Source organism: Pseudomonas sivasensis, from assembly GCF_052938085.1.
Map to the genome: position 1 here is coordinate 2,980,307 of NZ_CP176442.1, position 23,225 is coordinate 3,003,531.

Annotated in this window: 25 protein-coding genes, 1 tRNA gene and 1 pseudogene; 7 read left to right on the top strand and 20 right to left on the bottom strand. The window is 60.2% G+C overall.

Annotated features, from left to right (window positions below; all coding sequences use genetic code 11):
• Positions 1-99: 99 nt before the first annotated feature.
• Positions 100-822 (bottom strand): SOS response-associated peptidase family protein, encoded by a 723-nt coding sequence (locus ACKZ62_RS13785; protein WP_447096871.1) that lies wholly within the window; start codon positions 820-822, stop codon positions 100-102.
• A gap of 101 nt (positions 823-923) precedes the next feature.
• Here ACKZ62_RS13785 and ACKZ62_RS13790 point away from each other — a divergent pair, with 101 nt between their 5' ends.
• Both ACKZ62_RS13790 and umuC read left to right on the top strand, forming a co-directional pair.
• Entirely contained in the window at positions 924-1,349 is a 426-nt protein-coding gene (locus ACKZ62_RS13790) for a LexA family protein (RefSeq protein WP_447096872.1), read from the top strand.
• Entirely contained in the window at positions 1,342-2,616 is a 1,275-nt protein-coding gene (gene umuC, locus ACKZ62_RS13795; RefSeq protein WP_447096873.1) for a translesion error-prone DNA polymerase V subunit UmuC, read from the top strand. Before ACKZ62_RS13790 ends, umuC begins: the two co-directional genes overlap by 8 nt.
• Positions 2,617-2,738: 122 nt before the next feature.
• Here umuC and ACKZ62_RS13800 read toward each other — a convergent pair.
• From ACKZ62_RS13800 to ACKZ62_RS13810, 3 genes are all read right to left on the bottom strand, one after another.
• Positions 2,739-2,825 (bottom strand) — tRNA-Leu (locus tag ACKZ62_RS13800).
• 254 nt (positions 2,826-3,079) lie between these two features.
• A complete protein-coding gene (locus tag ACKZ62_RS13805; RefSeq protein WP_032885726.1) occupies positions 3,080-3,361 on the bottom strand; it encodes a hypothetical protein in 282 nt (93 codons plus the stop codon).
• 154 nt (positions 3,362-3,515) lie between these two features.
• On the bottom strand, positions 3,516-4,043 hold the full coding sequence (locus ACKZ62_RS13810; RefSeq protein WP_032885755.1) for a DinB family protein: 528 nt from the start codon (positions 4,041-4,043) through the stop codon (positions 3,516-3,518).
• Positions 4,044-4,147: 104 nt separating this feature from the next.
• On the opposite strand from ACKZ62_RS13810, the gene ACKZ62_RS13815 reads away from it, so the two are divergent.
• A complete protein-coding gene (locus ACKZ62_RS13815) occupies positions 4,148-4,846 on the top strand; it encodes a tellurite resistance TerB family protein (RefSeq protein ID WP_447096874.1) in 699 nt (232 codons plus the stop codon).
• Here the strand turns inward: ACKZ62_RS13815 and ACKZ62_RS13820 are convergent.
• From ACKZ62_RS13820 to ACKZ62_RS13850, 7 genes and pseudogenes are all read right to left on the bottom strand, one after another.
• Positions 4,843-5,049, bottom strand: a pseudogene (locus ACKZ62_RS13820) (hypothetical protein); the annotation flags it as partial. The gene ACKZ62_RS13815 and the pseudogene ACKZ62_RS13820 overlap by 4 nt on opposite strands.
• 18 nt (positions 5,050-5,067) lie before the next feature.
• A complete protein-coding gene (locus ACKZ62_RS13825) occupies positions 5,068-5,415 on the bottom strand; it encodes an SLOG family protein (protein ID WP_122753426.1) in 348 nt (115 codons plus the stop codon).
• Between the two features lie 65 nt (positions 5,416-5,480).
• Positions 5,481-8,195, bottom strand: coding sequence for a magnesium-translocating P-type ATPase (gene mgtA, locus ACKZ62_RS13830; protein ID WP_447096875.1), 2,715 nt, complete (start codon positions 8,193-8,195; stop codon positions 5,481-5,483).
• Positions 8,196-8,430: 235 nt separating this feature from the next.
• Positions 8,431-8,724 (bottom strand): hypothetical protein, encoded by a 294-nt coding sequence (locus tag ACKZ62_RS13835; protein WP_447096876.1) that lies wholly within the window; start codon positions 8,722-8,724, stop codon positions 8,431-8,433.
• 317 nt (positions 8,725-9,041) lie between these two features.
• Complete coding sequence (locus tag ACKZ62_RS13840; RefSeq protein WP_095184709.1) at positions 9,042-9,653, bottom strand: LysE family transporter; 612 nt, start codon at positions 9,651-9,653, stop codon at positions 9,042-9,044.
• Positions 9,654-9,726: 73 nt separating this feature from the next.
• A complete protein-coding gene (locus tag ACKZ62_RS13845) occupies positions 9,727-10,518 on the bottom strand; it encodes a helix-turn-helix domain-containing protein (RefSeq protein WP_447096877.1) in 792 nt (263 codons plus the stop codon).
• Between the two features lie 12 nt (positions 10,519-10,530).
• Positions 10,531-11,814: an arsenic transporter gene (locus ACKZ62_RS13850; RefSeq protein WP_447096878.1), complete on the bottom strand. Its 1,284-nt coding sequence runs from the start codon at positions 11,812-11,814 to the stop codon at positions 10,531-10,533.
• A 230-nt stretch (positions 11,815-12,044) separates the two neighbouring features.
• Here ACKZ62_RS13850 and ACKZ62_RS13855 point away from each other — a divergent pair, with 230 nt between their 5' ends.
• The 4 genes from ACKZ62_RS13855 (at position 12,045) to ACKZ62_RS13870 (ending at position 13,860) form a co-directional block, all read left to right on the top strand.
• Positions 12,045-12,260 carry a hypothetical protein gene (locus ACKZ62_RS13855; RefSeq protein WP_003191339.1) on the top strand — a complete coding sequence of 72 codons (216 nt, stop codon included), beginning with the start codon at positions 12,045-12,047 and terminating at the stop codon, positions 12,258-12,260.
• A 71-nt stretch (positions 12,261-12,331) separates the two neighbouring features.
• Positions 12,332-13,027 carry an AzlC family ABC transporter permease gene (locus ACKZ62_RS13860; protein ID WP_447096879.1) on the top strand — a complete coding sequence of 232 codons (696 nt, stop codon included), beginning with the start codon at positions 12,332-12,334 and terminating at the stop codon, positions 13,025-13,027.
• Complete coding sequence (locus ACKZ62_RS13865; RefSeq protein WP_032885717.1) at positions 13,024-13,335, top strand: AzlD domain-containing protein; 312 nt, start codon at positions 13,024-13,026, stop codon at positions 13,333-13,335. Before ACKZ62_RS13860 ends, ACKZ62_RS13865 begins: the two co-directional genes overlap by 4 nt.
• A 171-nt stretch (positions 13,336-13,506) precedes the next feature.
• Positions 13,507-13,860, top strand: a complete 354-nt coding sequence (locus ACKZ62_RS13870) for a hypothetical protein (protein WP_032885716.1) — start codon at positions 13,507-13,509, stop codon at positions 13,858-13,860.
• A 144-nt stretch (positions 13,861-14,004) separates the two neighbouring features.
• On the opposite strand, the gene ACKZ62_RS13875 is transcribed toward ACKZ62_RS13870, so the two are convergent.
• From ACKZ62_RS13875 to alkB, 9 genes are all read right to left on the bottom strand, one after another.
• Complete coding sequence (locus ACKZ62_RS13875; RefSeq protein ID WP_032885715.1) at positions 14,005-14,709, bottom strand: YoaK family protein; 705 nt, start codon at positions 14,707-14,709, stop codon at positions 14,005-14,007.
• Between the two features lie 69 nt (positions 14,710-14,778).
• Entirely contained in the window at positions 14,779-16,401 is a 1,623-nt protein-coding gene (locus ACKZ62_RS13880) for an ABC-F family ATP-binding cassette domain-containing protein (protein ID WP_447096880.1), read from the bottom strand.
• Between the two features lie 124 nt (positions 16,402-16,525).
• Complete coding sequence (locus ACKZ62_RS13885; RefSeq protein WP_447096881.1) at positions 16,526-17,554, bottom strand: DNA topoisomerase IB; 1,029 nt, start codon at positions 17,552-17,554, stop codon at positions 16,526-16,528.
• Positions 17,555-17,626: 72 nt separating this feature from the next.
• Entirely contained in the window at positions 17,627-18,706 is a 1,080-nt protein-coding gene (gene modC, locus ACKZ62_RS13890) for a molybdenum ABC transporter ATP-binding protein (RefSeq protein WP_032885752.1), read from the bottom strand.
• A 5-nt stretch (positions 18,707-18,711) separates the two neighbouring features.
• Positions 18,712-19,392, bottom strand: a complete 681-nt coding sequence (modB, locus tag ACKZ62_RS13895) for a molybdate ABC transporter permease subunit (RefSeq protein WP_032885713.1) — start codon at positions 19,390-19,392, stop codon at positions 18,712-18,714.
• Positions 19,393-20,151 (bottom strand): molybdate ABC transporter substrate-binding protein, encoded by a 759-nt coding sequence (gene modA / locus ACKZ62_RS13900; protein ID WP_095184717.1) that lies wholly within the window; start codon positions 20,149-20,151, stop codon positions 19,393-19,395.
• Between the two features lie 117 nt (positions 20,152-20,268).
• Entirely contained in the window at positions 20,269-21,327 is a 1,059-nt protein-coding gene (locus ACKZ62_RS13905) for an NAD(P)H-dependent flavin oxidoreductase (RefSeq protein WP_447096882.1), read from the bottom strand.
• A gap of 106 nt (positions 21,328-21,433) precedes the next feature.
• Complete coding sequence (ada, locus tag ACKZ62_RS13910) at positions 21,434-22,480, bottom strand: bifunctional DNA-binding transcriptional regulator/O6-methylguanine-DNA methyltransferase Ada (RefSeq protein ID WP_447096883.1); 1,047 nt, start codon at positions 22,478-22,480, stop codon at positions 21,434-21,436.
• 75 nt (positions 22,481-22,555) lie between these two features.
• Positions 22,556-23,221 (bottom strand): DNA oxidative demethylase AlkB, encoded by a 666-nt coding sequence (gene alkB, locus ACKZ62_RS13915; RefSeq protein ID WP_442116214.1) that lies wholly within the window; start codon positions 23,219-23,221, stop codon positions 22,556-22,558.
• Positions 23,222-23,225: the final 4 nt, after the last annotated feature.

Consider the following 23,225-nt stretch of genomic DNA (forward strand, 5'->3'; position numbering starts at 1 on the left):
GCTCTTCTGGCACGCTCGTATTACGATCATCGGGTTTTGGACAGGGCAATGGATAAGCGGCTTGCAGGCATTTCATTCCTGCTCACCCTCGGCTGGGTATCAGCCGTCGTGTTCGTCATGTGGTTTTTCAGTTGATGGATACGGCTCGATAAGCTCCGGTCCCTGGTTCCTGACGTTGCCAACAGCCCTCCCAACCGGAAACCACTCAAACTCTTCGGTCGGCTGACACAGCTCTTTCGCGATTTCCTCTGCGCGTGCCGGTGAAAGATCTGGATCAAGCCATTCATTGGCGTGTTTCGGGGCAAGTACCAGTGGCCGACGATCATGTATGTCCACCATGCCTTGGTCACTGGCAGCAGTGATGATGACGAAGCCGTCGCCCTCATGCGGTTCAAGGCCTGGGTTTACTTGGGCCAAGGCTCCAAAGAACATGGGCTTTCTGCTTTTCAGTCGGATGAAGTAGGGCTGTTTCTTTTTCGGATCGTCCGGGTCTTTAACCCATTCATACCAGCCTTCGCTGGGTACAATCGCGCGGCCAGTTGGCCAAAGCTGTTTGAAGAACTTGCCAGTGGTCACGGTTTCGACCCGAGCATTTATCGGATCAGGGCGCTTTTCTTTCGCCCAGAACGGCGCCCACCCCCATTGCACAGCGTCAATGTGCAACCCATCCTCTTTGCTGTGCAGCAACTGCACACGCGTCGTGGGCGCCACGTTAAACCGATTGATCGGCTGTGCATCGTAGCCACTGAACAATTCGATCTGAGGGCTCAACTCCTCTATGTAGATCGCCATTCCCTCGTACTGCACGAATCGACCGCACATAGATACGCCTCCGCCTGTCGAAATCCCCTATAGAGAAATTGACCGCAAGCCGCTTACAAAGTTAACTGTATATTCGTACAGTATCTGCATAAGGCGCCGCCATGAGCTTCAACATCCTGGGTCCAATAGCTGAAGGAGGCGCAAAACTGCCTCTTTGCTCGTTTCATGTACCGGCTGGTTTTCCATCGCCTGCGGCCGATCACATTGAGCAGCATATTTCTCTGGATGAAGTGCTTAACATCAGGGCGGCCCATGTTTACCTGGTGATGATCACGGGTGAGAGCATGCAGGGCGCTGGGATATTCGAGGGTGATCTGGCGGTGGTAGATCGCTCAATTGAGCCTGCGCACGGCCACATAGTAGTGGCCCTCCTAAACAACGACCCCATGTGCAAGCGCCTCTGCAAGCGCGGAAAGGAAGTGATCTTACTGTCTGAAAACCCGAAGTACCCGGCGCGCTATGTACTGGAAGGCGACGAGCTATCGATCTGGGGTGTGATCACGAGCACGGTCCGCAGTCATGTCTAACTCCCCAGTCTTCGCCCTGATCGACTGCAACAGTTTCTATGCCAGTTGCGAGCGTGTGTTCCGTCCAGATCTCGCCAAAACGCCGATTGTCGTGCTGAGCAACAACGACGGCTGCGTTATTGCTCGAAGCTACGACGCCAAGCCCTTTATCAAGATGGGCGAGCCGTATTTCCAGATCAAACACAAGCTCAAGCAACACGGAATCATCCCGTTTTCCTCGAACTATGCGCTCTACGGCGACATGAGCGAGCGCGTGATGACGCTTATTGAATCGATGGTGCCCGCTGTCGAGATCTACAGCATCGACGAAGCATTCGCCGACCTCACCGGAATTGGCGGGCTCGACGCTCTCGGCCGGCAGATCCGCGCCCAGGTGCTGCGGTGCACCGGTATCCCCGTCGGCGTGGGAATCGCGAACACGAAGACGCTCGCCAAGCTTGCAAACCACACCGCGAAGCGACTGCAAGCGCAGACAGGCGGGGTGGTGAACATCACCGATCCGATTAAGCGGGACTGGGTGCTGCGCAATACCGATGTGGCCGAGGTCTGGGGTGTTGGCCGAAAAATGAAGCTCCATCTGGACGCTCTAGGCATTAAGTCCGCGATGGACTTGGCCAGGTCCGACCCCTGGACGCTCCGCAAGAAATTCAGCGTGGTGATCGAGAAGACCGCGCGGGAACTGGCAGGCACCTCTTGCCTCGAATTGGATGAGCCCGACCCACCCAAGCAGGAAATCTGCTGCAGCCGCATGTTTGGAAAGCGCCTTACCGAGCTTGCGCCGATCAAGGAGGCGGTGGCCACCTACATGATGCGAGCCTCGGAAAAGCTCCGGGCACAGAACTCGCTCTGCAAGAAAGTCCGGGTCTGCATCCGCACCGGCATGTTCAATCCGGACGAGGCGAAGTACGCGAACGGGGTTGTGGTGGACATGCCGTATCCAACCGACGATGTGAGATTACTCACCAAGGCGGCGGTTGATGCGCTCGACCATATCTACCGTCCAGGCTTCAACTACAGTAAGGCCGAAGTGATGCTGCTTAATCTGTGTCAGCCAGGCGAGTACACCGACGATCTTTTCGCAATATCGCAGCCGGCGGAGTCTACAAGGGTCATGACGGTGTTGGACCAGATCAATGACAGATGGGGAAGGGGAACGCTACGGTCTGCCAGCGTGCCTACGAACCCCGATTGGGGCATGCGTCGGGAAATGATGAGCCAGAGCTACACCACAAAGCTTGATCAGCTGTGGAAAATACCGTGTATTTGATGGGGATCGTGTTCGGTCGGCAGGACGCCGGAGACTGGATAATTGCGGAACAGCTTGAAAAATTGCGGAACAAAAAAGATAAGGGCCTGCATGACGTTAATCATGCAAGCCCTTGATATCTATGGTGCCCGAACCCGGAATCGAACCGGGACGCCCTTACGAGCGGGGGATTTTAAGTCCCATGCGTCTACCAGTTTCGCCATTCGGGCGGTAGCGCGGTGTAGCAGGGTTGGGAATATATAGATCAAGGCGCGTATGCGCAAGGCCGTAACGCACCTTTGTTGGGCATCGAGCAAGATGAAAAAGCTCGAAAGATCAGTGGGCTACAGGGGTTTTAAAAGAGAGTCCAGTAGGTTTCTGCTACCCGAACACAAGAATCACATATGGGCGTCATGAATCTTCAGCAGAAAGGCAGAGCGATCGCAAACAAGCCCCGGTTTAGCCGGGGCTTGCGTGTGCAGGCCTAAACGAAAGGCTGGCCGCTGAACCCTCTGGGCAAACGCTGCAACCCTGGCAGGTCGGTGAGACGTTGGGTCCAGGCGCTGCGCCAGTCAGTGGCGGTGGGGGACTTGGCTTTGCGCGAAGCACGCCGAGCGGCATTGCGCTGGGTGCGGCGGGCTTCCTTGTAGGCCTCAGTGTTGCGGCAGGTACGGCACTTGACCCGGTTCAGCTCAGCGCTGGAGGGGAGGTTGGTACCGTGGTGGCCGCAAGCCAGATGCCCGGCGACCTTGAAGTGAATGACCATGTAAGCGTCTCCTTCTTATGGGGTGCACCCATCGGTAAACCCACGACGTGTGCGAAGAGGGCGGGCGCAGAAAGATCCCGGCACCTGTCATTACGACCTCACAGTTGCCTAGGCGTTCGTTTATGGCTCTAGCCTGCTCAGCAGCGCGCTGCCGTCAGTCGATCAGTGCCAGCAGGTCCGTGTCGCCGACATCCACTCCGGCCTGGGTCAGCAAGGTGGTCGCCTGACCCCGGTGGTGGGTCTGATGATTGAAAAAGTGCAATAGCAGGCTGGAAAAGGGCTTGTCGGCGGCGGCGCCACGCATGTTGTGGTAATGCAAGCGCAGGTCGAGATCAGGCTCGCGCAGGGTATTGGTCCAATCGATGATCAGTTGGTCCAGCCAGGTACGACGGGCAGCCAGCGCGCTAAGGTCGGCAAAGGCCAGATGCTTGAGGTCGACGGGCATGGCAATGGCTTCCAGTGGGGCCAGCGCTGTAAAGCCTGCCGGGTGCTGGGCGAAGCGTTTTAGCCAGACCGTGTCTCCCTGCGCCAGGTGGTTGAGTGTGCCGAGTATCGAGCCGAAAAAAGCCTGACGGTCCGTGCGTAATTGCGCATCCGAAAGCCTGGCGGCGGCGTCATAGACTTTGCGATTCATCCACTGGTTGTAGGTCGCCATCAGCGCAATCTGCTCGATTCGGTTCACGGGGTTTCCCTGGTTGATTACGCGCCCGCTCGGCGGTCATGGAGTTTCGGCAGCGGCGGACTATGGTTGTTGAACGCCAATACTACGCGCGCAAGGGTGACACCATGAACACAAGCGACCTACTCGAACAACTGCTGCGCGCCGGGCAGTCCGGCGGTGGCGCTGCGGGCGGCGGCCTGGGCGGGCTGCTCGGCGGTTTGCTCAAGGGCACCAGCACCGGCAATGCCTCGGCCGGTGGCGGTCTGGGTGGATTGTTAGGCGGCCTCGGCGGCATGCTCGGTGGCGGTGCGGCGACACGTTCTGCACAGGGGCGCTCCGGCGGGATGAATTACGCGGCGTTGGCGTCGTTGGGGATGATGGCGTTCAAGGCGTATCAGGCATGGCAGAGTCAGCAGGCCTCCAAACCGCAGTCGTCCTTTCAGACAGTCGACCAGCTGGGTGGCCCTGAAGCCGAGGCCCACAGCCATGCAGTGTTGCGTGCCTTGATTGCCGCGGCGAAGGCCGACGGTCGGATCGATGACGCAGAGCAGCAAATGATCTCCACTGAACTGGGCAAGCACACCGACGACCCGCAACTGCAGCAGTGGCTCGACGCCGAAGTCGCCAAGCCCTTGGATGCTGCGGATTTTGCCGAATTCGCACATGACCCGGCGATAGCGGCCGAGGTGTACCTGGCCAGTGTGATGCTGGTGGATGATCAGCAGGACGCAGAGCGCAATTATCTGGATGAGCTGGCGGCTACGCTGAGCATTGATCCTCAAATGCAGCTGCAACTTGAGCAGCAGCTTAAAAGCCCAGGGTAGGCAGCGCCTGCCGCATTGGCCTTCGACACGACGGCGATAAGCAAAACAACGCTCAGGGCCAGGCCGATAAAGATCAGATTGCGCCGCAGCGCACGGCGTTTGGCCGGCGGCAACAGCAGCAGGCTGTGGCGAACATCGCGGCGGTGACGCGCGCGGTATTTGGCAAACCCGTCAGGGCGCTTTGGGGTGTGTGGGTTGTGCATGACGCACCTCGCTTGGGTTCAGTTTTCTACGGTAAGCACCGAAATGCCGCTGGCTCGGGCCTGGCAGACCAGCTCCGATGTGTCATCACCGCCCGGCAAGGCGATGACCACGTCGGGGCGGCTGTCGGTCAGCATGAAGTGGTTGCGTTGGCGTTCTGCCTGCTTACCGTGGCGTTGCCAATTGGGTGGGTAACGCACCACGTCGATACCGATTTCACGGGCCCATTCTTCGATGTCGCTGCCGAGAAACTGGTTGCCGCCGTGGATCAGTACCTGCACCGGGCGCAGGCGATGGTAGGCGTCAAGCACCTGGCGAGACTTTTTGGTGTCGGCGTAATGACGACCTGCACAGATCAAGATGCGCATAGTCCGATTCCTTGTAAGACACGGTGGCGGCCCAGCGACCGCCACCGTTTAAACGGCAGGGGTGATCAGTACCACTGCTTGAAGCGGCGGATGTAGATCGTTTTCATCAGTTGGGCCACGCAGCAGTAGCTGAGCAAGGTGCCCACCAGCCATGGGAAGTACGCCAGTGGCAGTGGCTGCAAGCCCACCAGGGTGCCCAGGGGCGAGAACGGCACGTAGATCCCCAGTACGATCACCAAGCAGGTCATCATCAGCACCGGCCAAGCGGCCGTGCTCTGGAAGAAGGGGATCTTGCGGGTGCGCAGCATATGCACCACCAGGGTTTGCGACAGCAGTCCTTCGATAAACCAGCCGGACTGGAACAGCGTCTGCATCTCGACGCTGTTGGCGGCAAACACGTACCACATCAGCGCAAAGGTAGTGATGTCGAAAATCGACGAGGTCGGCCCGATCCACAGCATGAAACGGCCGATGTTTTTGGCGTCCCACTTGCGTGGCTTGGCCAGGTATTCCTTGTCCATCTTGTCCCAGGGCAACGCCAGCTGGGAGATGTCATACATCAAGTTTTGCAGCAGCAAGTGGATCGCCAGCATCGGCATGAACGGGATAAACGCACTGGCCACCAGCACTGAGAACACGTTGCCGAAATTGGAGCTGGCGGTCATGTTCAGGTACTTCATGATATTGCCAAAGGTTTCGCGGCCCTTGAGCACGCCTTCCTCCAGCACCATCAGGCTTTTTTCCAGCAGGATGATGTCGGCCGACTCCTTGGCGATGTCGGTGCCGCTGTCCACCGAGATGCCCACGTCGGCATCGCGCAGCGCCGGGGCATCGTTGATGCCGTCCCCGAGGAAGCCCACCGTATGGCCGTTGGCTTGCAGGGCCTTGAGCACACGGGATTTCTGCAACGGCGTGAGTTTGGCGAATACCGTGCGTTCCTCCACTCGGCGCGCCAGGGTGACGTCGTCCATCAATTCGATTTCAACGCCCAGCAGCGGTTGGCCGGGCTCAAGGCCGACCTGACGGCAGATCTTGCTGGTGACGACCGCGTTGTCGCCGGTCAGCACTTTGACCGCCACGCCGATCTGTTGCAGTGCGGCAATCGCAGGGCTGGCGGTTTCCTTCGGTGGATCGAGGAAGGTCAGAAAACCGTGGATCACCAGGTTGCGCTCATCGACGGTGGTGTACTGCTGGCGTGCCAACGCCTTGGGGATCGTGCGAGTCGCCACCACCAGCACGCGAAAGCCGTCCTCGTTGTAATCGTTGGCAATTGACAGCAGTTGCTCGCGACGGCGCTCATCCAACGGCACCGCGGCGCCAGCGTCCATTACATGGGTGGAAATACCCAGCATCTCTTCCACGGCGCCTTTGCACACCAGCAGATGGTCGTCGGCCGCGTCCCTGACCACGATGGACAGGCGGCGGCGTACAAAGTCGAAGGGCAACTCATCGACCTTGCTGTAGGCAAACGGCACTTGGAATGTCGGGTTCTGTTGCGAAAACTGCACCACCGCCTGGTCCATCAGGTTCTTTATGCCGCTCTGGTGGTAGCTGTTGAGCCAGGCCAGGGACAGCACGGCATCATCGCGCTGGCCAAAGGCGTTGACGTGATGTTCGAGGATGATTCTGTCCTGGGTCAGGGTGCCGGTCTTGTCGGTGCACAACACGTCCATGGAGCCGAAGTTCTGGATCGCGTTGAGGCGCTTGACCACCACTTTGCGCTTGGCCATGGCCGTGGCGCCCTTGGCCAGGTTGGCGCTGACGATCATCGGCAGCATTTCAGGGGTGAGGCCCACGGCAACCGCCAGCGCAAACAGGAAGGCATCGCCCCAGTCACCCTTGGAGAAGCCGTTGAGGAAGAACACGATGGGCACCATCACCAGCATGAAGCGGATGAGCAGCCAACTGACACTGTTGACCCCACGGTCGAACGCGGTCTGCACACGCGAGCCGACAATCGCCTTGGCCAGGGAGCCAAAGTAGGTGCGCGGTCCGGTGGCCACCACCACGGCCGTGGCCCGTCCGCTGACCACATTGGTGCCCATAAAGCAGATATTGGGCAGGTCCAGCAGGTTGCCTTGGTCGGCGATCACCGGTCCGGCGGTTTTTTGCGTAACGTCGCCCAGGGTGTCGTACTTCTCCACCGGCAAGGCTTCGCCGGTGAGCACGGCCTGGCTGATAAACAGGTCTCGGGATTCGATCAGGCGGATGTCGGCGGGGATCATGTCACCGGCCGACAGTTGCACGATATCGCCCGCCACCAGGTCGCGCATCGGTACTTCGCGCAGGGTCGGTTGGCTGCCCACTTGCTCACGGCGCAGCACGGTGGCGGTGGTGCGCACCATGGCTTTCAAGGCCTCGGCGGATTTTGCCGAGCGGTGCTCCTGCCAGAAGCGCAATAGGCTGCTGAGCAGGACCATGGTCATGATGATGATGACTTTGGTCGGGTCAGCGTCTTCGCCTTCCTGCATCGGCAGCCAGCAATCGGTAAAGAAGCTGATGGCGCCCAGGGTCAGCAGCACGTAGATGAACGGGTTGTTCAGTGCGTGCAGGAACTGGATGAGGGCGTGCGGCGGCTTGTCATGGGCGACTTCGTTAGCGCCTTCCCGTTGCAGACGTGCAGAGGCGTCCAATTCGGTCAGGCCATCCTGGGTGGCGCGTACGTTGGCCAGGGTGGCTTGCAGGCCGTTTTGGGCTTCGCGGGCGGCACGCATCGACAGTTTGGTGCCTTCGCAGGTGCTCTTTTTCTTGCTCAGTGGCGTGTTTTTTACGGCGCTCATTGTTTGTACTCCTGTCGCCAATTCTCGACAAAACATACCCGGTACTTACCTGAATACAGGCGAGCAAAAGCATGCCGAGCCGCGGACTTCGCGATCGGTTTTATTAAAGTGTTCACATAACTTCTATAAGGCCCGCCAACAGCGCGTTAGTTAACTAACGTGCAGCGGGCTACGACTGGATGCGTTCATAAAGAACTCCAGGGAATTAATAAGAAAGTTGCTGTTTTCAGCCAGGTCAGGCGGCGCGAGCGCTCACATACAGACCGAGCATCAAGCCGGCTTGAGCCAGGCTGGAAACCTTCGGTCTCTGCGGGTCTTGAGGGTCGGCATGATCCCAGTGCTGCATCAATTGGCCGCTTTGCGGGCAGATACGCCAGTGCGCCAGCGGTCGGGCTGGATGCACTTGAGGGGAGGGTGCAACAAAGGTCGAGCGGGCAGGGCAAAAGCCTGCGGGTGCTCGGCCTGGCTTGGCGCGCAGGGCTGCGGCCAGCGTGCGTACATCGGGTAAAACAAGGAGTTGGAAGGTCATAACACACCTCGGGACCGGACGGGCATCCGGTGAGGCAGTTACGGTGGAGCATCAAGCTCTAGCGCAGCTTACCGGACCGGGGAGACGAGTCCTGTCATATTCTGGGTTTGGCGCCCGACGCCCGCAAATGCGGTGCTCGGACAGCGACTAGGTACTGTGTCCATTGGCTTCTTTTGTGAGGTTTAAAAAAGGCCCCAGTTGCGGGCAGGGGCAATCTAGTCAGACAGTTAAAAATTGTCAATGCATGATTAATTAAACTGACCAGTGTTCAGACTTCATTCAGACAGAACGCGTCGGAAGTTGTTGGCTATATAACTTCATATACCGTGCGCGGCGAGAATCGCCAGATATATCAATACCAGCCCGCAGGCGCCATAACTGATGCGTTGCCATAGGGGCGAAGCGTTTTTGCGTAACAGGTTAACCAGCGCCGCGATCAGAAAGCAGGACAACACCGATGCCAGCATGAAGCCTGCAAAAAACATCAAGGTTTGCCCGTGGCTGGGCGTGGCGCCGACAATGCCAGACAAGGCACTGCCCAATGCCCCCCAGTAAACAATGTTCTTCGGATTGGCCAACGAGATCGCCGCGCCCACCGCCAAAGCATTCTGCCCAGAGCTGGCCGGTGCGCTGCCGGCTTCAGGCAACTGCCAGGCGTCGATCAGGCTACGCACGCCGAGCCACGCCAGGTACAGCGCGCAGACAATGGTCAGCGGCACACGCACGGCGTCGTGCTGGATCAGCAGGGCAATGCCGGTCAGGCCGATCACGGCCCAGACGGCGTCACCGACCAGTGAGCCGATCTGCACCATCAGCGCGGGAGTAAAGCCATGGAGCAAGCCGCGCCGTAAGGTCTCCGCCAGCACGGCGCCAGGGGAGAGGCAAAACACAAAACCGAATACCAGCGCGTAGAAAAAGATTGTCAACATGCCCGCGTTCCTTCAATTGATGGGGGCAGTGTGAGGCGCAGGTTGGAGGGTGTCTTGAACCAGATTGCGCAGTTCAACGTTTTACGACGTTCTGGTAACGACCCGGGGTCATGCCGTAAGCCGCGCGAAAATGCCGATTGAGGTGGCTCTGGTCGGCAAACCCAAGGTCATGGGCGACGTCCGAGGCTGGCGCGCCCATGCGCAACAAACCCTTGGCGCGACGGGTGCGCAGTTGCATGGCCCACTGTCGAGGACTGAGCCCGGTGGCTTTCTGAAAGGCGCGCAGCAGGTGGAACTTGGACAGCCCCAACTCATCGCCGAGGTGGTCCAACGGCAGCGATTGATGCAGGTGCGCCGCCAGCAACTCCTGGGCGCGGCTGACCATGGGGTTAGCCGTGGCAGGGGGGCTGGGCAGACGCACGCCGCTGATCGCGACCACCTCTCCCAGCAGCGACACCAAGGCGTCTTCGTTCAGCTCGCGAACCAAGGTGTCGGCGCTCAATGCGCCTTTCACCGCCGCCGCCAGGCGTTGCGCGAGCAGCGGTTGAAAACATAACGGGCGATCAAATTCCAGGTGCGCCAAGCCCAAGTCCGCGGCCAATTGATCCGCCGTGACGTAGAGGCTGACGAACTGCCAAGGCGCGCCATCCGCCGCACCGCCGCCTTGAATCTGCCCTGGGTTGTACAGCGTAATGCTGCCCGGCCCGGCGTCGAATTCCCTGCGGTCCAGCCAGACGTTCTCCTCGCCCACCAGGTTCACGCCGATCACACACTCGTCGTGACTATGGCGAGCGAACGTCAGGCCGGTGCAAACCGTGCTGCTGACTTCGTAGTTGCCAAGCCAGGCGTGTTGCAGGGCTTTCATCGGCATTCTCCGTCAGATACTCAGACGCAGGGCGAGGGCGGCGAGGGTGACCAGCAGCACCGGCAAGGTCAGCACAATCCCGACCTTGAAGTAGTAACCCCAAGTGATGGTGATGCCTTTGCGCGCCAGGATATGCAACCACAGCAAAGTGGCGAGGCTGCCGATGGGGGTGATTTTCGGGCCCAGGTCGCTGCCGATGACGTTGGCGTAGATCATCGCATCCTTAACCACGGCCACGGCATGGCTGTGCTCAATGGACAACGCGCCGATCAGCACTGTGGGCAGGTTGTTCATGACTGACGACAGCAAGGCCGTCAGCACACCGGTGCCCATGGCCGCGCCCCACACGCCGTACTCGGCGAAGGTGTCGAGCCAGGTGGCGAGGTAATCCGTGAGGCCAGCATTACGCAGGCCGTAGACCACCAGGTACATGCCCAAGGAAAAGATCACGATCTGCCACGGCGCTTCCTTCAGCACTTTGCGCGTGGAGATCTTATGGCCCTTGGCGGCGATGACCAGTAAGAGCACGGCACACACGGCGGAAATCGCACTGATGGGAATGCCCAGTGGCTCGAGCGCGAAACAGCCGATCAGCAGGATGCCCAACACCCACCAGCCAGCGCGGAAGGTGGAACGGTCGTGGACGGCACTGGCGGGGTCGGCTAGGTCGGCGGGGTCGTAGGTTTGCGGGATGTCGCGGCGGAAGAACCACAGCAACACCGCCAGCGTGGCCGCGACGCTGACAAAGTTGACCGGAACCATCACCGCCGCATATTCGTTGAAGCCGATCTTGAAGTAGTCCGCCGAGACGATGTTCACCAGGTTCGATACCACGAGCGGCAGGCTTGCAGTGTCGGCGATAAAGCCTGCACCCATGACGAACGCCAGGGTCGCCGCCGGCGAGAAACGCAGGGCCAGCAGCATCGACATGACAATCGGAGTAAGGATCAGTGCCGCGCCGTCATTGGCGAACAGCGCCGACACCAGCGCACCGAGCAGCACCATATAGGCAAACAAGCGACGGCCGCGTCCACGGCCCCAACGCGCCACATGCAGCGCGGTCCAGGCGAAGAAACCGGCTTCATCCAGCAGCAGGCTGATGATGATCAGCGCGACAAACGTGCCGGTGGCGTTCCAGATGATGTGCCATACCACGGGGATGTCCGAAAGGCTGACCGCGCCGCAGGCGAGGGCCAGGATCGCGCCCAAGGTGGCGCTCCAGCCGACGCCAAGCCCCTTGGGCTGCCAGATAACCAGGACGATGGTGGCGATAAAAATAGCAACGGCGACAAGCATGAATTAACGCTCCGGTGGCTCAGCGGCAGGTGCTGGCCCGTTGTGGTCTGCAACCATGGCGGGTTGTATGAAGGGGGTTAGGGAATATACGTATTTCCCGATATTTCAGCCAAACCTTGTTTCAATTGACGTGGATCAAACACCGACAAATCAACCACAAGTGATTGAAATTAAAATGAAACACGAATGTCCTAAAGTGCCCGCCCATTGCTGAAGAAGGAAGACCCCGCGTGACCCGTGCCACTCGTAACCTGCGCAAGACCCTGGATTCCGTCGCGGAAAATAACGAAACCGCGGCGTTTGACCTGATGCGCGCCGTCGAAAAGCTCGGCGATGAAGTGCTGCGTCAACGCTTGCTCAATACGATTCATCGTCTGAACCAGGACGCCTACGAATTGCGTGAAGCTCGCGACTCGGTGGAGCAGGTCTCTGTAAAGCTCGCTTGAGCAAGATCGTTCAAGACAACTCCCTGATTACGCTGGCATGCTTGTCGACTGTCTGTCGATGAGCCGTCTCCATGCCTACTGCCTTACCTCATTACGCCTTCGCTCGCGGCGCCATCGCCGTTATTCCCTTGTCCCTGGCGTGTGCCCCTTGGGGGCTGCTGGCCGGCTCCATGGCTATCGATGCGCAATTCACCCCGCTGCAGGCCCAAGGCCTTTCCGCCATTGTGTTCGCCGGTGCTGCGCAACTGGTTGCCATCGGGATGGTCAAGAGTGGCGCCAGCCTGATTTCCATCGTGCTGACCACCTTGCTGCTGACGTCCCAGCATCTGCTGTACGGCATGCATATGCGCCCCACGTTGTCGGCACTTAATAGCCGTTGGCGCATGAGCCTGGGGTTTCTACTGACCGATGAGTTCTTCGCCCTGGTCAGCCACTATGATCGCCAGACCTTCAATCGCTGGTATGCCTTGGGCGTCGGCCTGACGTTTTATATCGCCTGGAACCTGTTCACCCTGGCCGGCATCGTGTTGGGCAAAAGCATTCCCGGTCTTGATCAACTGGGCCTGGAATTTTCCATTGCCGCGACGTTTATCGCTCTGATCACTCCCGTTGTGCGGGATGTGCCGACCGTGGTCTGCGTGGCGGCGTCGCTGCTGTGTTCGGTGTGGCTGAGTTTCCTGCACTGGGAGTCAGCAGTGGTGGTGTCCGGCGTGCTGGGCATGAGTGCAGGGTTTGTCTGCAAGCGATTGGGAGTAGGGCAGCGATGATTTACCTGATGATTGTGGCCATGGGCCTGGTGGTATTTCTCAACCGCTACCTGTTTATCGAACCGCGCCTGCCGGTGCGCCTCAACCGTGGCGCTCGGGAGTTTCTCGGGTTTGCCGTGCCGGGGATGCTGACAGCGATTTGCGGGCCGATTATTTTTCTTGCTGACCATCAGCTCAACCTGAGTCCGGCCAATCCCTATTTGCTGGCGGGTATCAGTGCGGTCGCGTTGATGTTCTGGACGCGCAATGTGCTGCTTACAGTGCTGCTGAGCATGGCGTTGTTCTATCTGTTCCGCTGGTGGCTCTGACGCGCAGGCAAAAAAAAGCCCGCGGGAGGGCGGGCAGAAGGGAGACTTCTAAAAATGAGCCAGGCCACTATAGGTGGCGCGCTCCTGCGTCACAGTGAAACAAAGTTCATCCAGGCGTCAGTCAGCTGCGCGGCAATGCTACAGTCGCGTTTTTTTCATGGAGGCGATGGCATGTACAAGGTGGTAATGGGCGCATTGGTATTGGCGGCACTGACCGGCTGCGCAGGTTCGAAGATGAACGAAGCCCGTTCGGGAGCCCCCTACAAGACTCTGGCATCGGACAAGGCCACCCTGGTGGTTGCCGAGTGCATCCAGTTTGGCTGGCAGGATGAAAGCGTGTTTGGCGTCGATGCCGGCGGCTTCAAAGAGCCGAACGGGGCGGGTGGTTTCACCGTCTACACCACCGGTGGCGATTACTTCGTCGACGTGCAAAGTGCGGGTGCCGGATCGTCCGTCAAATACTACGCCGCCGAGGATGAGATGCCCGCCAAGCGTCGTTTGGCCGCGCTGGCGACTTGTCTGTAGTCCCTTGCCTTAGTCTGTTTAGGAAACGCCCGGCGGGACAGCCGCCGGACATTCGCTTATCATTCTCACTGCTCGCCCGGCTTGATGGCTCTTTACCAGTACAAGGACGTCGAGGCCAAATTGTCGGGCGAGCATCTTTTCCCCTTATCGCGGCATGAAACCCAAGTGCCAGCGACGAGGGATCTTCAGTGACACCACCCCCAACACCCCAGCCAACACAGCGCTGACCAGCAACGCCTTCAGGCCCATCTGCTGCTCCAGCAACGCGCCGATCACGGCCCCCACAAACATGCCGCCCCACGGGATCAACTGCACCCGCCAACCGTTGCGACGCTCGCCCAGCATCCAACGCCCCAGGCCACGGCCAAAACGAGACAACGCACCCGTGACGTAGGTAAGGCCTACGGGCAAACCGTTGACCTCTTCGACGGCCGCATTAAGCATGCCCATTGCAATGATCGCTGCCAGCAACGCGGGCAAGGTATCGTCTGACGGCCACAGCGCGCCTGCGCACAACAACGCAGCAATACACAACAGCAAAGGTAGTGCATGCCGCTTGCCAAAACGACTCACTACTACGCCCAATGCGTTGCCGACCACGAAGGTGGCGACCAGCAATAACAATCGCGCCGTCAGCCCCAAGTCCCCGGCACTGATTGCCACCGCAAGGCGCGTGGTGTTGCCGCTCATGAACGAAACGAAGTCGCCGCTGGCCATAAAACCGATGGCGTCGGTCATGCCCGCCAGCACCGAAAGACTGGCCACCAGCATCATGCCGACCCGGCCGCGCCAACGCTGTCGATGGGCAAGTGCAGCATTGACGTAAGGCTTTCGGGACGAAGGCAGCATAGGACCGGGCTCCACGGTGAGATTATCCGGCCACTACGGTAGGGCGCTTTGACCACGCATGCAATGACCTCAGACAGCTTCCAGGCGCCAGCCCTCCTGCGTCCAGTTCAAGCGGTGCGTCGGCCCGATCGCCTGCACAAACGCCTCATCATGAGACACCACCACCATCGCTCCGCTAAACCCTTGCAGCGCCTGCTCAAAAGCCCTCACCGATTCCAGGTCCAAGTGATTGGTAGGCTCGTCGAGCAGCAACAGTTGCGCGGGCACGTGGCGCCACAGGGCAATCGCCATGGCGGCTTTCAAACGTTCGCCGCCGCTGAGTTGCACCGCGGGTTGTGTCACGCGCAGGGCGTCCAGTTGCAGCAAGGCCAGGCGCGCACGCAACTCGGCTTCGGTCAGTGGCGTACCGAGCAGGTTGAGCTGTTCGATGATCGAGCGCTGGTTGTCCAGCAGGGTGAGATGCTGATCAATGTAGGCACTGGGCACGTGCACGCTGCATTGCCCCGTGACCGCTTGCCATTGGCCAGCCAACAGCTTGAGCAGCGTGGACTTGCCGCAACCGTTCGGCCCCTGCACCGCGACACGTACCGGGCCTGTGAGGTGCATGTTGACGCACCTCGCGGGCAGCCACGGCAGTTGGGCATCGATTAAGGTCGCGACTGTGCGCCCGCTGGGCACCGTCGACGCCGGTAATGCGAGCAACGTTGTCGACTCATCCTGTACCCGCTCGTAAGCCTGGCGCACCTGGCTGTCCAGATATTCTTTGCGGTGCCGATGGGTGCTGCGTACGGTGCTGACGATTTGTGTGGCCGCGCCTTTCCAGCGTGCCTTGGTGAATCGGTCAATGTTGGCGACTTGCGCCTGCCTGCGGGAGTGGGCTGCGTTGCGTTGCAGGCTGTCGTGGTCCTTTTGCAGGCGCTTGCGTTCGCGGCTGCGCTCCAGGCGTGCGTGCTCCAATGCGGCGACAGCGGCCTGCTGCTGGTTGTCTCGTTGCACGCGATAGGCATCGTAATTACCGCCATACACCCGCACGCCGAGGGGCGACAGCTCGATGATGCGCCCCAGGCTATTGAGCAACTGCCGATCATGGCTGACCACCACCAGGCCGCCATGCCAATCAGCCAGGACCCGCAGCAGCCACGAGCGGCCTGCGCTGTCGAGGTGGTTGGTGGGCTCATCAAGCACCAGCAACTGCGGCGCAGACAACAGCGCACCGATCACCACAACCCGCGCCAGTTGGCCACCGCTGAGTTGCTCGGCAGGCGTGCTGGCACTCAGCTGTGACAACCCCGCTGTATCCAAAGCGCTGCGTAAGCGGTCGGCGAGGTCCCAGCGTTCATTGATCAATGCCAGATCTTCCACGCTGGCGGTGCCTTGGGCCATGCGCTCCAACGCCGCCAAGGCGTCTGCGATTCCCGTGAGTTGGGCGACGGTATCCCCCGGTTCGACGACAACCGCCTGTGGCACATATGCCACGTTTGGCGGGCGATCCAGCGCGCCGGAGGAGGGTGAAAGCAACCCGGCGATCAGCTTGGCGAGAACACTTTTGCCCCGGCCATTGCGCCCCACAATCCCGGTGGGCGTAAGGTCGATGGACAGCGTGAGGTCTTCCAGCAGGGTTTCGCCGTTGGCGAATTGGAAAGACAGGTGTTGCAGGGAAACCAACGCGGGCAGCCGGTTGACGTGAGTCATCAGCACCTCCAAAGCAATGTCGAACAGGCCAACAAGCACGCCAGGCGGCTCGTTGCAGGTACATTCTGGAAGGCTTAGTGGTTCACGTCGGCGGTCATCCCATAGGGCAGAAAGGAGGAAGAGCCTAACTCGCCTTGGCGAGCTGTTCAAGGAACATGGCCAGTGCGACTTCCTCAGCCTTAAGCCCTTTGCGCACCCGAGGCTTGGGTAAGGTGTGCAGTTCGCCCAGGCTGAAATGCTCCAGCACTGCCGGATGGATATAGCACTTGCGGCACACTGCCGGTGTATTCCCCAACTGCCGGGCCACGTCCTTGACCATGGCCACCACATGCCGTTTGGCGTCGGATTCCGGCTGCCACTCCAACTCACGCAACACGGCGAGCGCCATGGCGGTGCCGGCCCAGGTGCGATAGTCCTTGGCGGTGAAGTCGGCGCCGGTGAGGCTGTGCAGGTACGCATTTACATCATGGGAACTGACGGTGCGCCGCTCGCCGTCTTCGTCCAGATACTGAAACAGATCCTGCCCAGGCAATTCCATGCAGCGCTTGACCACGTTCGCCAAGCGTCGATCCTTGACGCTGACCTGATGCTCCACGCCGCTTTTGCCGCGAAACTGGAACTGAATCTCGCTGCCCTTGACGTCCACATGGCGGTTACGCAGCGTGGTCAAACCGTAGGATTTGTTGTCGCGTGCGTACTGGGTATTGCCGACTCGAATCAAGGTGGCGTCCAGCAGCATCACCACCGTGGCCAGCACTTTTTCTCGGATGAAACCGGGTTCGGCCAGTTGCGCTTCCAGCTGCTTGCGCAGCTTGGGCAGTGCGCTACCGAACGCTTGCAGGCGTGAGTATTTGTCGGTGTCGCGCACTTCGCGCCAGCGTGGGTGGTAGCGGTATTGCTTGCGTCCACGGGCGTCGCGTCCGGTGGCTTGCAGATGGCCGCGCGGGTCGGCGCAGATCCACACGTCGGTGTAGGCGGGCGGGACGGCGAGGGCGTTCAGACGTTTGATTTCGTCCTTGTCTGTGATGCGCTCAGCCTTGGCATTGAAATACTGGAACTTGCCGCGCACATGTTTGCGGCGAATGCCGGGCTGGGTGTCGTCAACGTAATGCAGGTCGCGGGGCAGGTCGGCGGGGATCGCGGAGTCAGGCATAGCGGGTTCCTTGGCAACAAATCAGGCCGGTATGTCTGATTGACCACAGCGTTTTGCGGTCGTGCCAAATGGTTACGCCAGTACCGCGACTGCCTTGATTTGTGCCCACAGCGTCTGGCCCGGATGCAAGTGCAACTGGTCGCGGGAGAAGCGGGTGATGCGCGCCAGCAGGGGCGTGCCCTCGGCTTCCAGGCGTACAAGCACGTGGGCGCTGTTGTCTGCGGGTATTTCCTGGATGACCGTTACCGGCAAGCGGTTGAGGATGCTGCTCGGTTCCGATCCTTGCAGGCTGAGGCTGACGTCTCGCGCCTGCACCTTGACCCGCAGCGCTTTGCCCACGGCCAGCGGTGCATGGGCCACGCGCATGGACAGGGCGCTGTCGGGCAGATGCAGCGTCAGCAACTGATAGTCCGCGTCATAGGCACTGACGGTGCCGTTGATCACCACGCCGGCATCGTCGCCCCGCGCCAACGGCAGGTCGAGCCGCGCCAGGGTTTCGCCGATCGGGCCGCTGGCCAACGCCTTGCCGTCACTGAGCAGGACGATGTGGTCCGCCAGGCGCGCGACTTCATCCTGGGCATGGCTGACGTACAGCACCGGGATGTCCAGTTCGTCGTGCAGGCGTTCCAGGTACGGCAGGATTTCATTTTTTCGCTGGCTGTCGAGGGCGGCCAACGGTTCATCCATCAACAGCAGTTTCGGGCTGGTGAGCAAGGCGCGGGCGATGCCGATGCGCTGGCGTTCACCGCCGGACAAGTGCTGGGGGTTTCGCTCAAGTAGGTGACCGATCCCCAACAGCTCCGTGGCCTGGGCCATGTCCACCCGGCGCTGCTGGCGGGGAATGCGTTTGAGACCAAACTCCAGATTGGCCCGCACCGACAAGTGCGGGAACAGGCTGGCCTCCTGAAACACATAACCCAGCGCGCGTTTATGGGGCGGCACGAACAACCCGCTGCGGCTGTCTTGCCAGACGTCATCGTTCACCTGGATAAAACCGTCGGCGGCGCGCTCCAGCCCGGCGATGCAGCGCAGGCAGGTGGTCTTGCCGGAGCCTGAATGCCCGTACAGCGCGGTGACACCACGCCCTGGAAGATGGAGGTCCACCTCCAGGGCAAAGCCGGAATAGTTGAGTTGCAGGCGTACATCAATCATCGACATCAGCTCCAGCCCATCTTGGTTTTACGGCTGGAGTAGAGCGCCAGCAACACGAGGAACGCGAACACCACCATGGCGCCGGCCAACCAATGGGCCTGGGCGTATTCCATGGCTTCAACATGGTCGTAGATCTGCACCGAGACCACGCGGGTCTTGTCCGGGATATTGCCGCCGATCATCAGCACCACGCCAAACTCCCCGACAGTGTGGGCAAATCCGAGGATCGAGGCAGTGATAAACCCCGGGCGCGCCAGGGGCAGGATGACCGTAAAGAATGTATCCCATGGATTGGCGCGCAAGGTCGCGGCCACTTCCAATGGGCGAGTGCCGATGGCGGAGAAGGCGTTTTGCAAAGGCTGCACCACGAACGGCATGGAATAGATCACCGAACCAATGACGAGCCCGGCGAAACTGAAGGTGAGGGTGCCCAGGCCGAGCCATTGGGTGAACTGGCCGAAGTAGCCATGGGGGCCCATGGTCAGCAGCAGGTAAAAGCCGATTACCGTGGGTGGCAACACCAGCGGCAGGGCCACTATCGCGCCGATGGGACCGCGCCACCAGGAGCGGGTGCGCGACAGCCACAGGGCAATTGGAGTGCCGATGACCAGCAGGATCACGGTGGTCAGTGACGCCAGTTTGATGGTCAACCAGATAGCGGAAAAATCGGCACTCGATAGGGGCATTTATTTGGCCAGCTCGTAACCGTAGGACTTAATGACGGCAGCGGCTTTCGGCCCTTTGAGGTACTCGACCAGCGCTTTGGCAGCGGCGCTGTCTTTGCCTTTGTTGAGGATCACCGCGTCTTGTTTGATCGGGTCGTGCATGGCTGCGGGGACAATCCACGCCGAACCGCTGGTGACTTTGCCGTCTTTATAGATCTGCGACAAGGCGACAAAACCCAGCTCTGCGTTGCCGGTGGACACGAACTGGAAGGCCTGGGTGATGTTCTGGCCTTCGACGAGCTTGTCCTTGACCTTCTCGGTCAGGCCTTCTTTCGCCAGTACTTGGGTCGCGGCCAGGCCGTAAGGTGCGGCTTTTGGGTTGGCGATGGACAGGTGCTTGAAGTCGTTTTTCTTCAGGACTTCACCCTTGGCGTCCACATAGCCGTCTTTGGCCGACCACAGCGCGAGGGTGCCCACGGCGTAGGTGAAGCGCGTGCCTTTGACCGTGTCGCCTTCGCTTTCGAGTTTTTGCGGGGTGGTGTCGTCGGCGCTGAGGAACACTTCAAACGGGGCACCGTTCTTGATCTGGGTGTAGAACTGCCCGGTCGCGCCGTAGGCAGCAACCAGCTTGTGGCCGGTGTCTTTTTCGAAGTCGGCGGCAATAGCCTGGATCGGCGCGGTGAAGTTGGCGGCGACGGCCACTTGCACCTCATCAGCGTGGGCGGAGCCGAAAGAGAATGCAGCGACCAGCAAGGCAAGGCGTGAGGCGTGAATCATCATGAAGCAGCTCCTTGGGATGTGCGGCTTGTTCTAGGGAGAAGGGCTAACCGCTATGTATTGGAATATATAGCGGTTAGCCATCGCCGGTACAGCGCAAAGTTGCCACCTATTTCTGGGCTATTTAAGTTTGGCCAGCGTTTGTTCGGCCAGTTCGCGGGTCAGGTCGTAGGTCGTCATGTCTTTGCCAAGGCGCAGTGCCTGGCCTGACCACAGGTTGCTGAAACCCGCTTCATCCTTGGCCTTGAGGGGCATCAAAGCGCCGCCAGCACGCGGAAACGCGGGTGCTGCCGGGTTGATTGCACCCAGTTCACGCATCACCCGGTTGACGATGCCTCGCGCCGGACGGCCGGTGAACAGGTTGGTCAGCGCAGTTTCGCTGGCCTGTGCGTGACGCAGTGCGCGGTGATGGGACGCGCTGACCGTCGCTTCAGGCGTGAATAAATACGCGGTGCCGATTTGTACCGCGCTCGCCCCCAAGGCAAACGCCGCGACAATACCCCGTGCATCGCCAACACCACCGGCGGCAATCACTGGCACCTTCACGGCGTCGACGATCTGGGGTAAGAGGGCGAACAGACCTATCTGCGTGTTGAGGTCATCACTGAGGAATAATCCTCTATGCCCGCCGGCCTCACTGCCCATGGCGATAATTGCGTCGCAACCGTGCTGTTCAAGCCAAACGGCCTCTTCCACGGTGGTGGCCGACGACAACACCCGGGCGCCGGTGGCTTTTACCCGGTCCAACAAGGATGTTTCCGGCAGGCCGAAGTGGAAACTGACGACTTCGGGTCGGAATTCTTCCACTACCCGGCAGGCAGTGTCGTTGAACGGGGCGCGGTCACTGACAGGGGTAGGCGCCTCAAAGTCAGCGCCCAATTCACGGTAGTAAGGCTCCAGCAACGCCTTCCAGCGGCGATCCCGCGCTTCATCTGCTTCGGGCGGCTGGTGGCAGAAGAAGTTGACGTTGATAGGGCGGGCGCTGGCGTGGCGAATAGTGATCAGCGCCTCGCGCAATTGCTCGATACTCAGTGTCGCCGCAGGCATTGAGCCGAGTGCACCGGCTTGGCAGGCCGCAATGACCATTGCAGCGGTAGTGGCACCGGCCATGGGCGCCTGAATGATGGGCAGGTCGATGCTCAATAGGTCGAGAATGCGCGTGTCTGGCCAGTTGCTCATGGGGTGCGTCTCCAGCGATCGTCGGACTTTTCGCTGTTTTAGCAGGGCATCCGCCGTGCGGCCAGTCCGTTTTATTCACTGGACGACGTTGCGTTTTCGTGCGGGTTTAGTGGTCGCGTTCACGGTCGAGCAATTGCTGCTTGCGCTCAACGCCCCAGCGATAGCCGGACAGATCACCATTGCTGCGTACCACGCGGTGACACGGAATCGCGACCGCCAAACGGTTAGCGCCGCAGGCCTGGGCTACAGCCCGGAACGACTTGGGCGCGCCAATGCGCTCGGCAATTTGCCCATAGCTCGCGGTGTCGCCTACCGGTATATCGCGCAACGCCTGCCAGACCCGTTGCTGGAATGCGGTGCCGCGCAGGTCCAACGGCAAATCCAGCCCGAGGGCGGGTGCCTCGATGAAACCTACGACGTGTGCGATCAGCTGTTCGAAGTTGTGGTCGGCTCCCACCAGGTCAGCGTTGGGAAACTGGTCTTGCAGGTCACGCACCAGTTGGTCCGGCTCATCCCCCAGCAGGATCGCGCACACCCCGCGGCTGCTCTGGGCCACCAGAATCGAACCCAGTGAACATTCTCCGACAGCAAACAGGATTGCACTGTTGGTGCCGCCGGCCTTGTAGTCACTGGGTTTCATCCCCAGCAACTGGTCGGCTGATTCATAAAAGCGGCTATTAGAGTTGAAGCCAGCGTCGTACAAGGCATCGGTCACCGTCTGTTTTGCCTTGAGTCCATTGCGCACTTTTTGTGAGCGATGTGCGCTGGCGTAGCCCTTCGGCGTCAAGCCGGTGACGGCTTTGAAGATCCGATGGAAATGGAAAGGGCTCAGCCCGGCGAGGGTGGCGAGGGTGTTGAGGTTGGGTGGGATTTCTGCCTGCTCGATATGGCGGCAGGCGTCGGCCACCCGTTGTGCGGCTTGCGCGGCCCGTTGAGTCTGATCACCGGCGGCGCGTTTGCTGGGACGATAACCGGCTGCTTCGGCCTGCGCGGGTGTGTCGAAGAATTCGATATTTTCCGGGCGCGGCAAGCGCGAGACGCTGCTGGGGCGGCAATACACGCCGGTGGTTTTCACACCGTAGACGAACAGTGTGTCGGCCTTGGAATCACGGGCGAGTATCGCCGCCCAGCGCGGATCTTGTTCGGTAGTCATGTTCGGCACTCTTGACGGATCCCGGCCAGATTAGCCGTGCCGCGCCGGTCAGGCACTCCGAAGCTTGCGCTCAAATTAGCCAGCGGTGCGAAAAGTCAGGTTGATGCGTTGCGGGCCCATGATCGGGTGCACGCCTTCCTTGATCGGCATCACACCATGAAAACGCAGGCGATCAACGCCGCCCCAGACAACCACGTCGCCATGGAACAGCGAGACCTTTTGGGTTTTGTCACTGCGCTGGTGTCCACCAAAAAGGAAAATCGCCGGTAACCCCAGCGAAACCGACACCACGGGCGCGCTGTACTGACGTTCATTCTTGTCTTGATGCAGCGACATTTTGGCGCCTGGTACGTAGCGGTTGATCAGGCAAGCGTCGGGCGCGAAGTCGATAAACCCCGCGTCTGCCGCCGCCAGGACGGCAAGTTGTCGCAAAACATCGGGCAGTGCCGGCCACGGTTGTTGACTGCGCGGGTCCAGCGGGCTGTAGCGGTAACCGCTGGTGTCGGTGGTCCAACCCAGGGCGCCGCAACTACTCAGCGCCGCGGACATGGTGAAACCACCAGGGGTGACCATTTGCCGAAACGGGGATTGGGCCAGCACGCGCCGCAACTCGGGCAGAAGCCGCTCAATCCACGGCAGGGCGAAGCCCCGAAATACGTAGGACTGTTCACCAATTTGCTCGCGCCCCGCGGGTTGTTGCAAGGCGTCATCGGCGAAAAGGTCGGCTGTGGGGCCGGGCATGTTC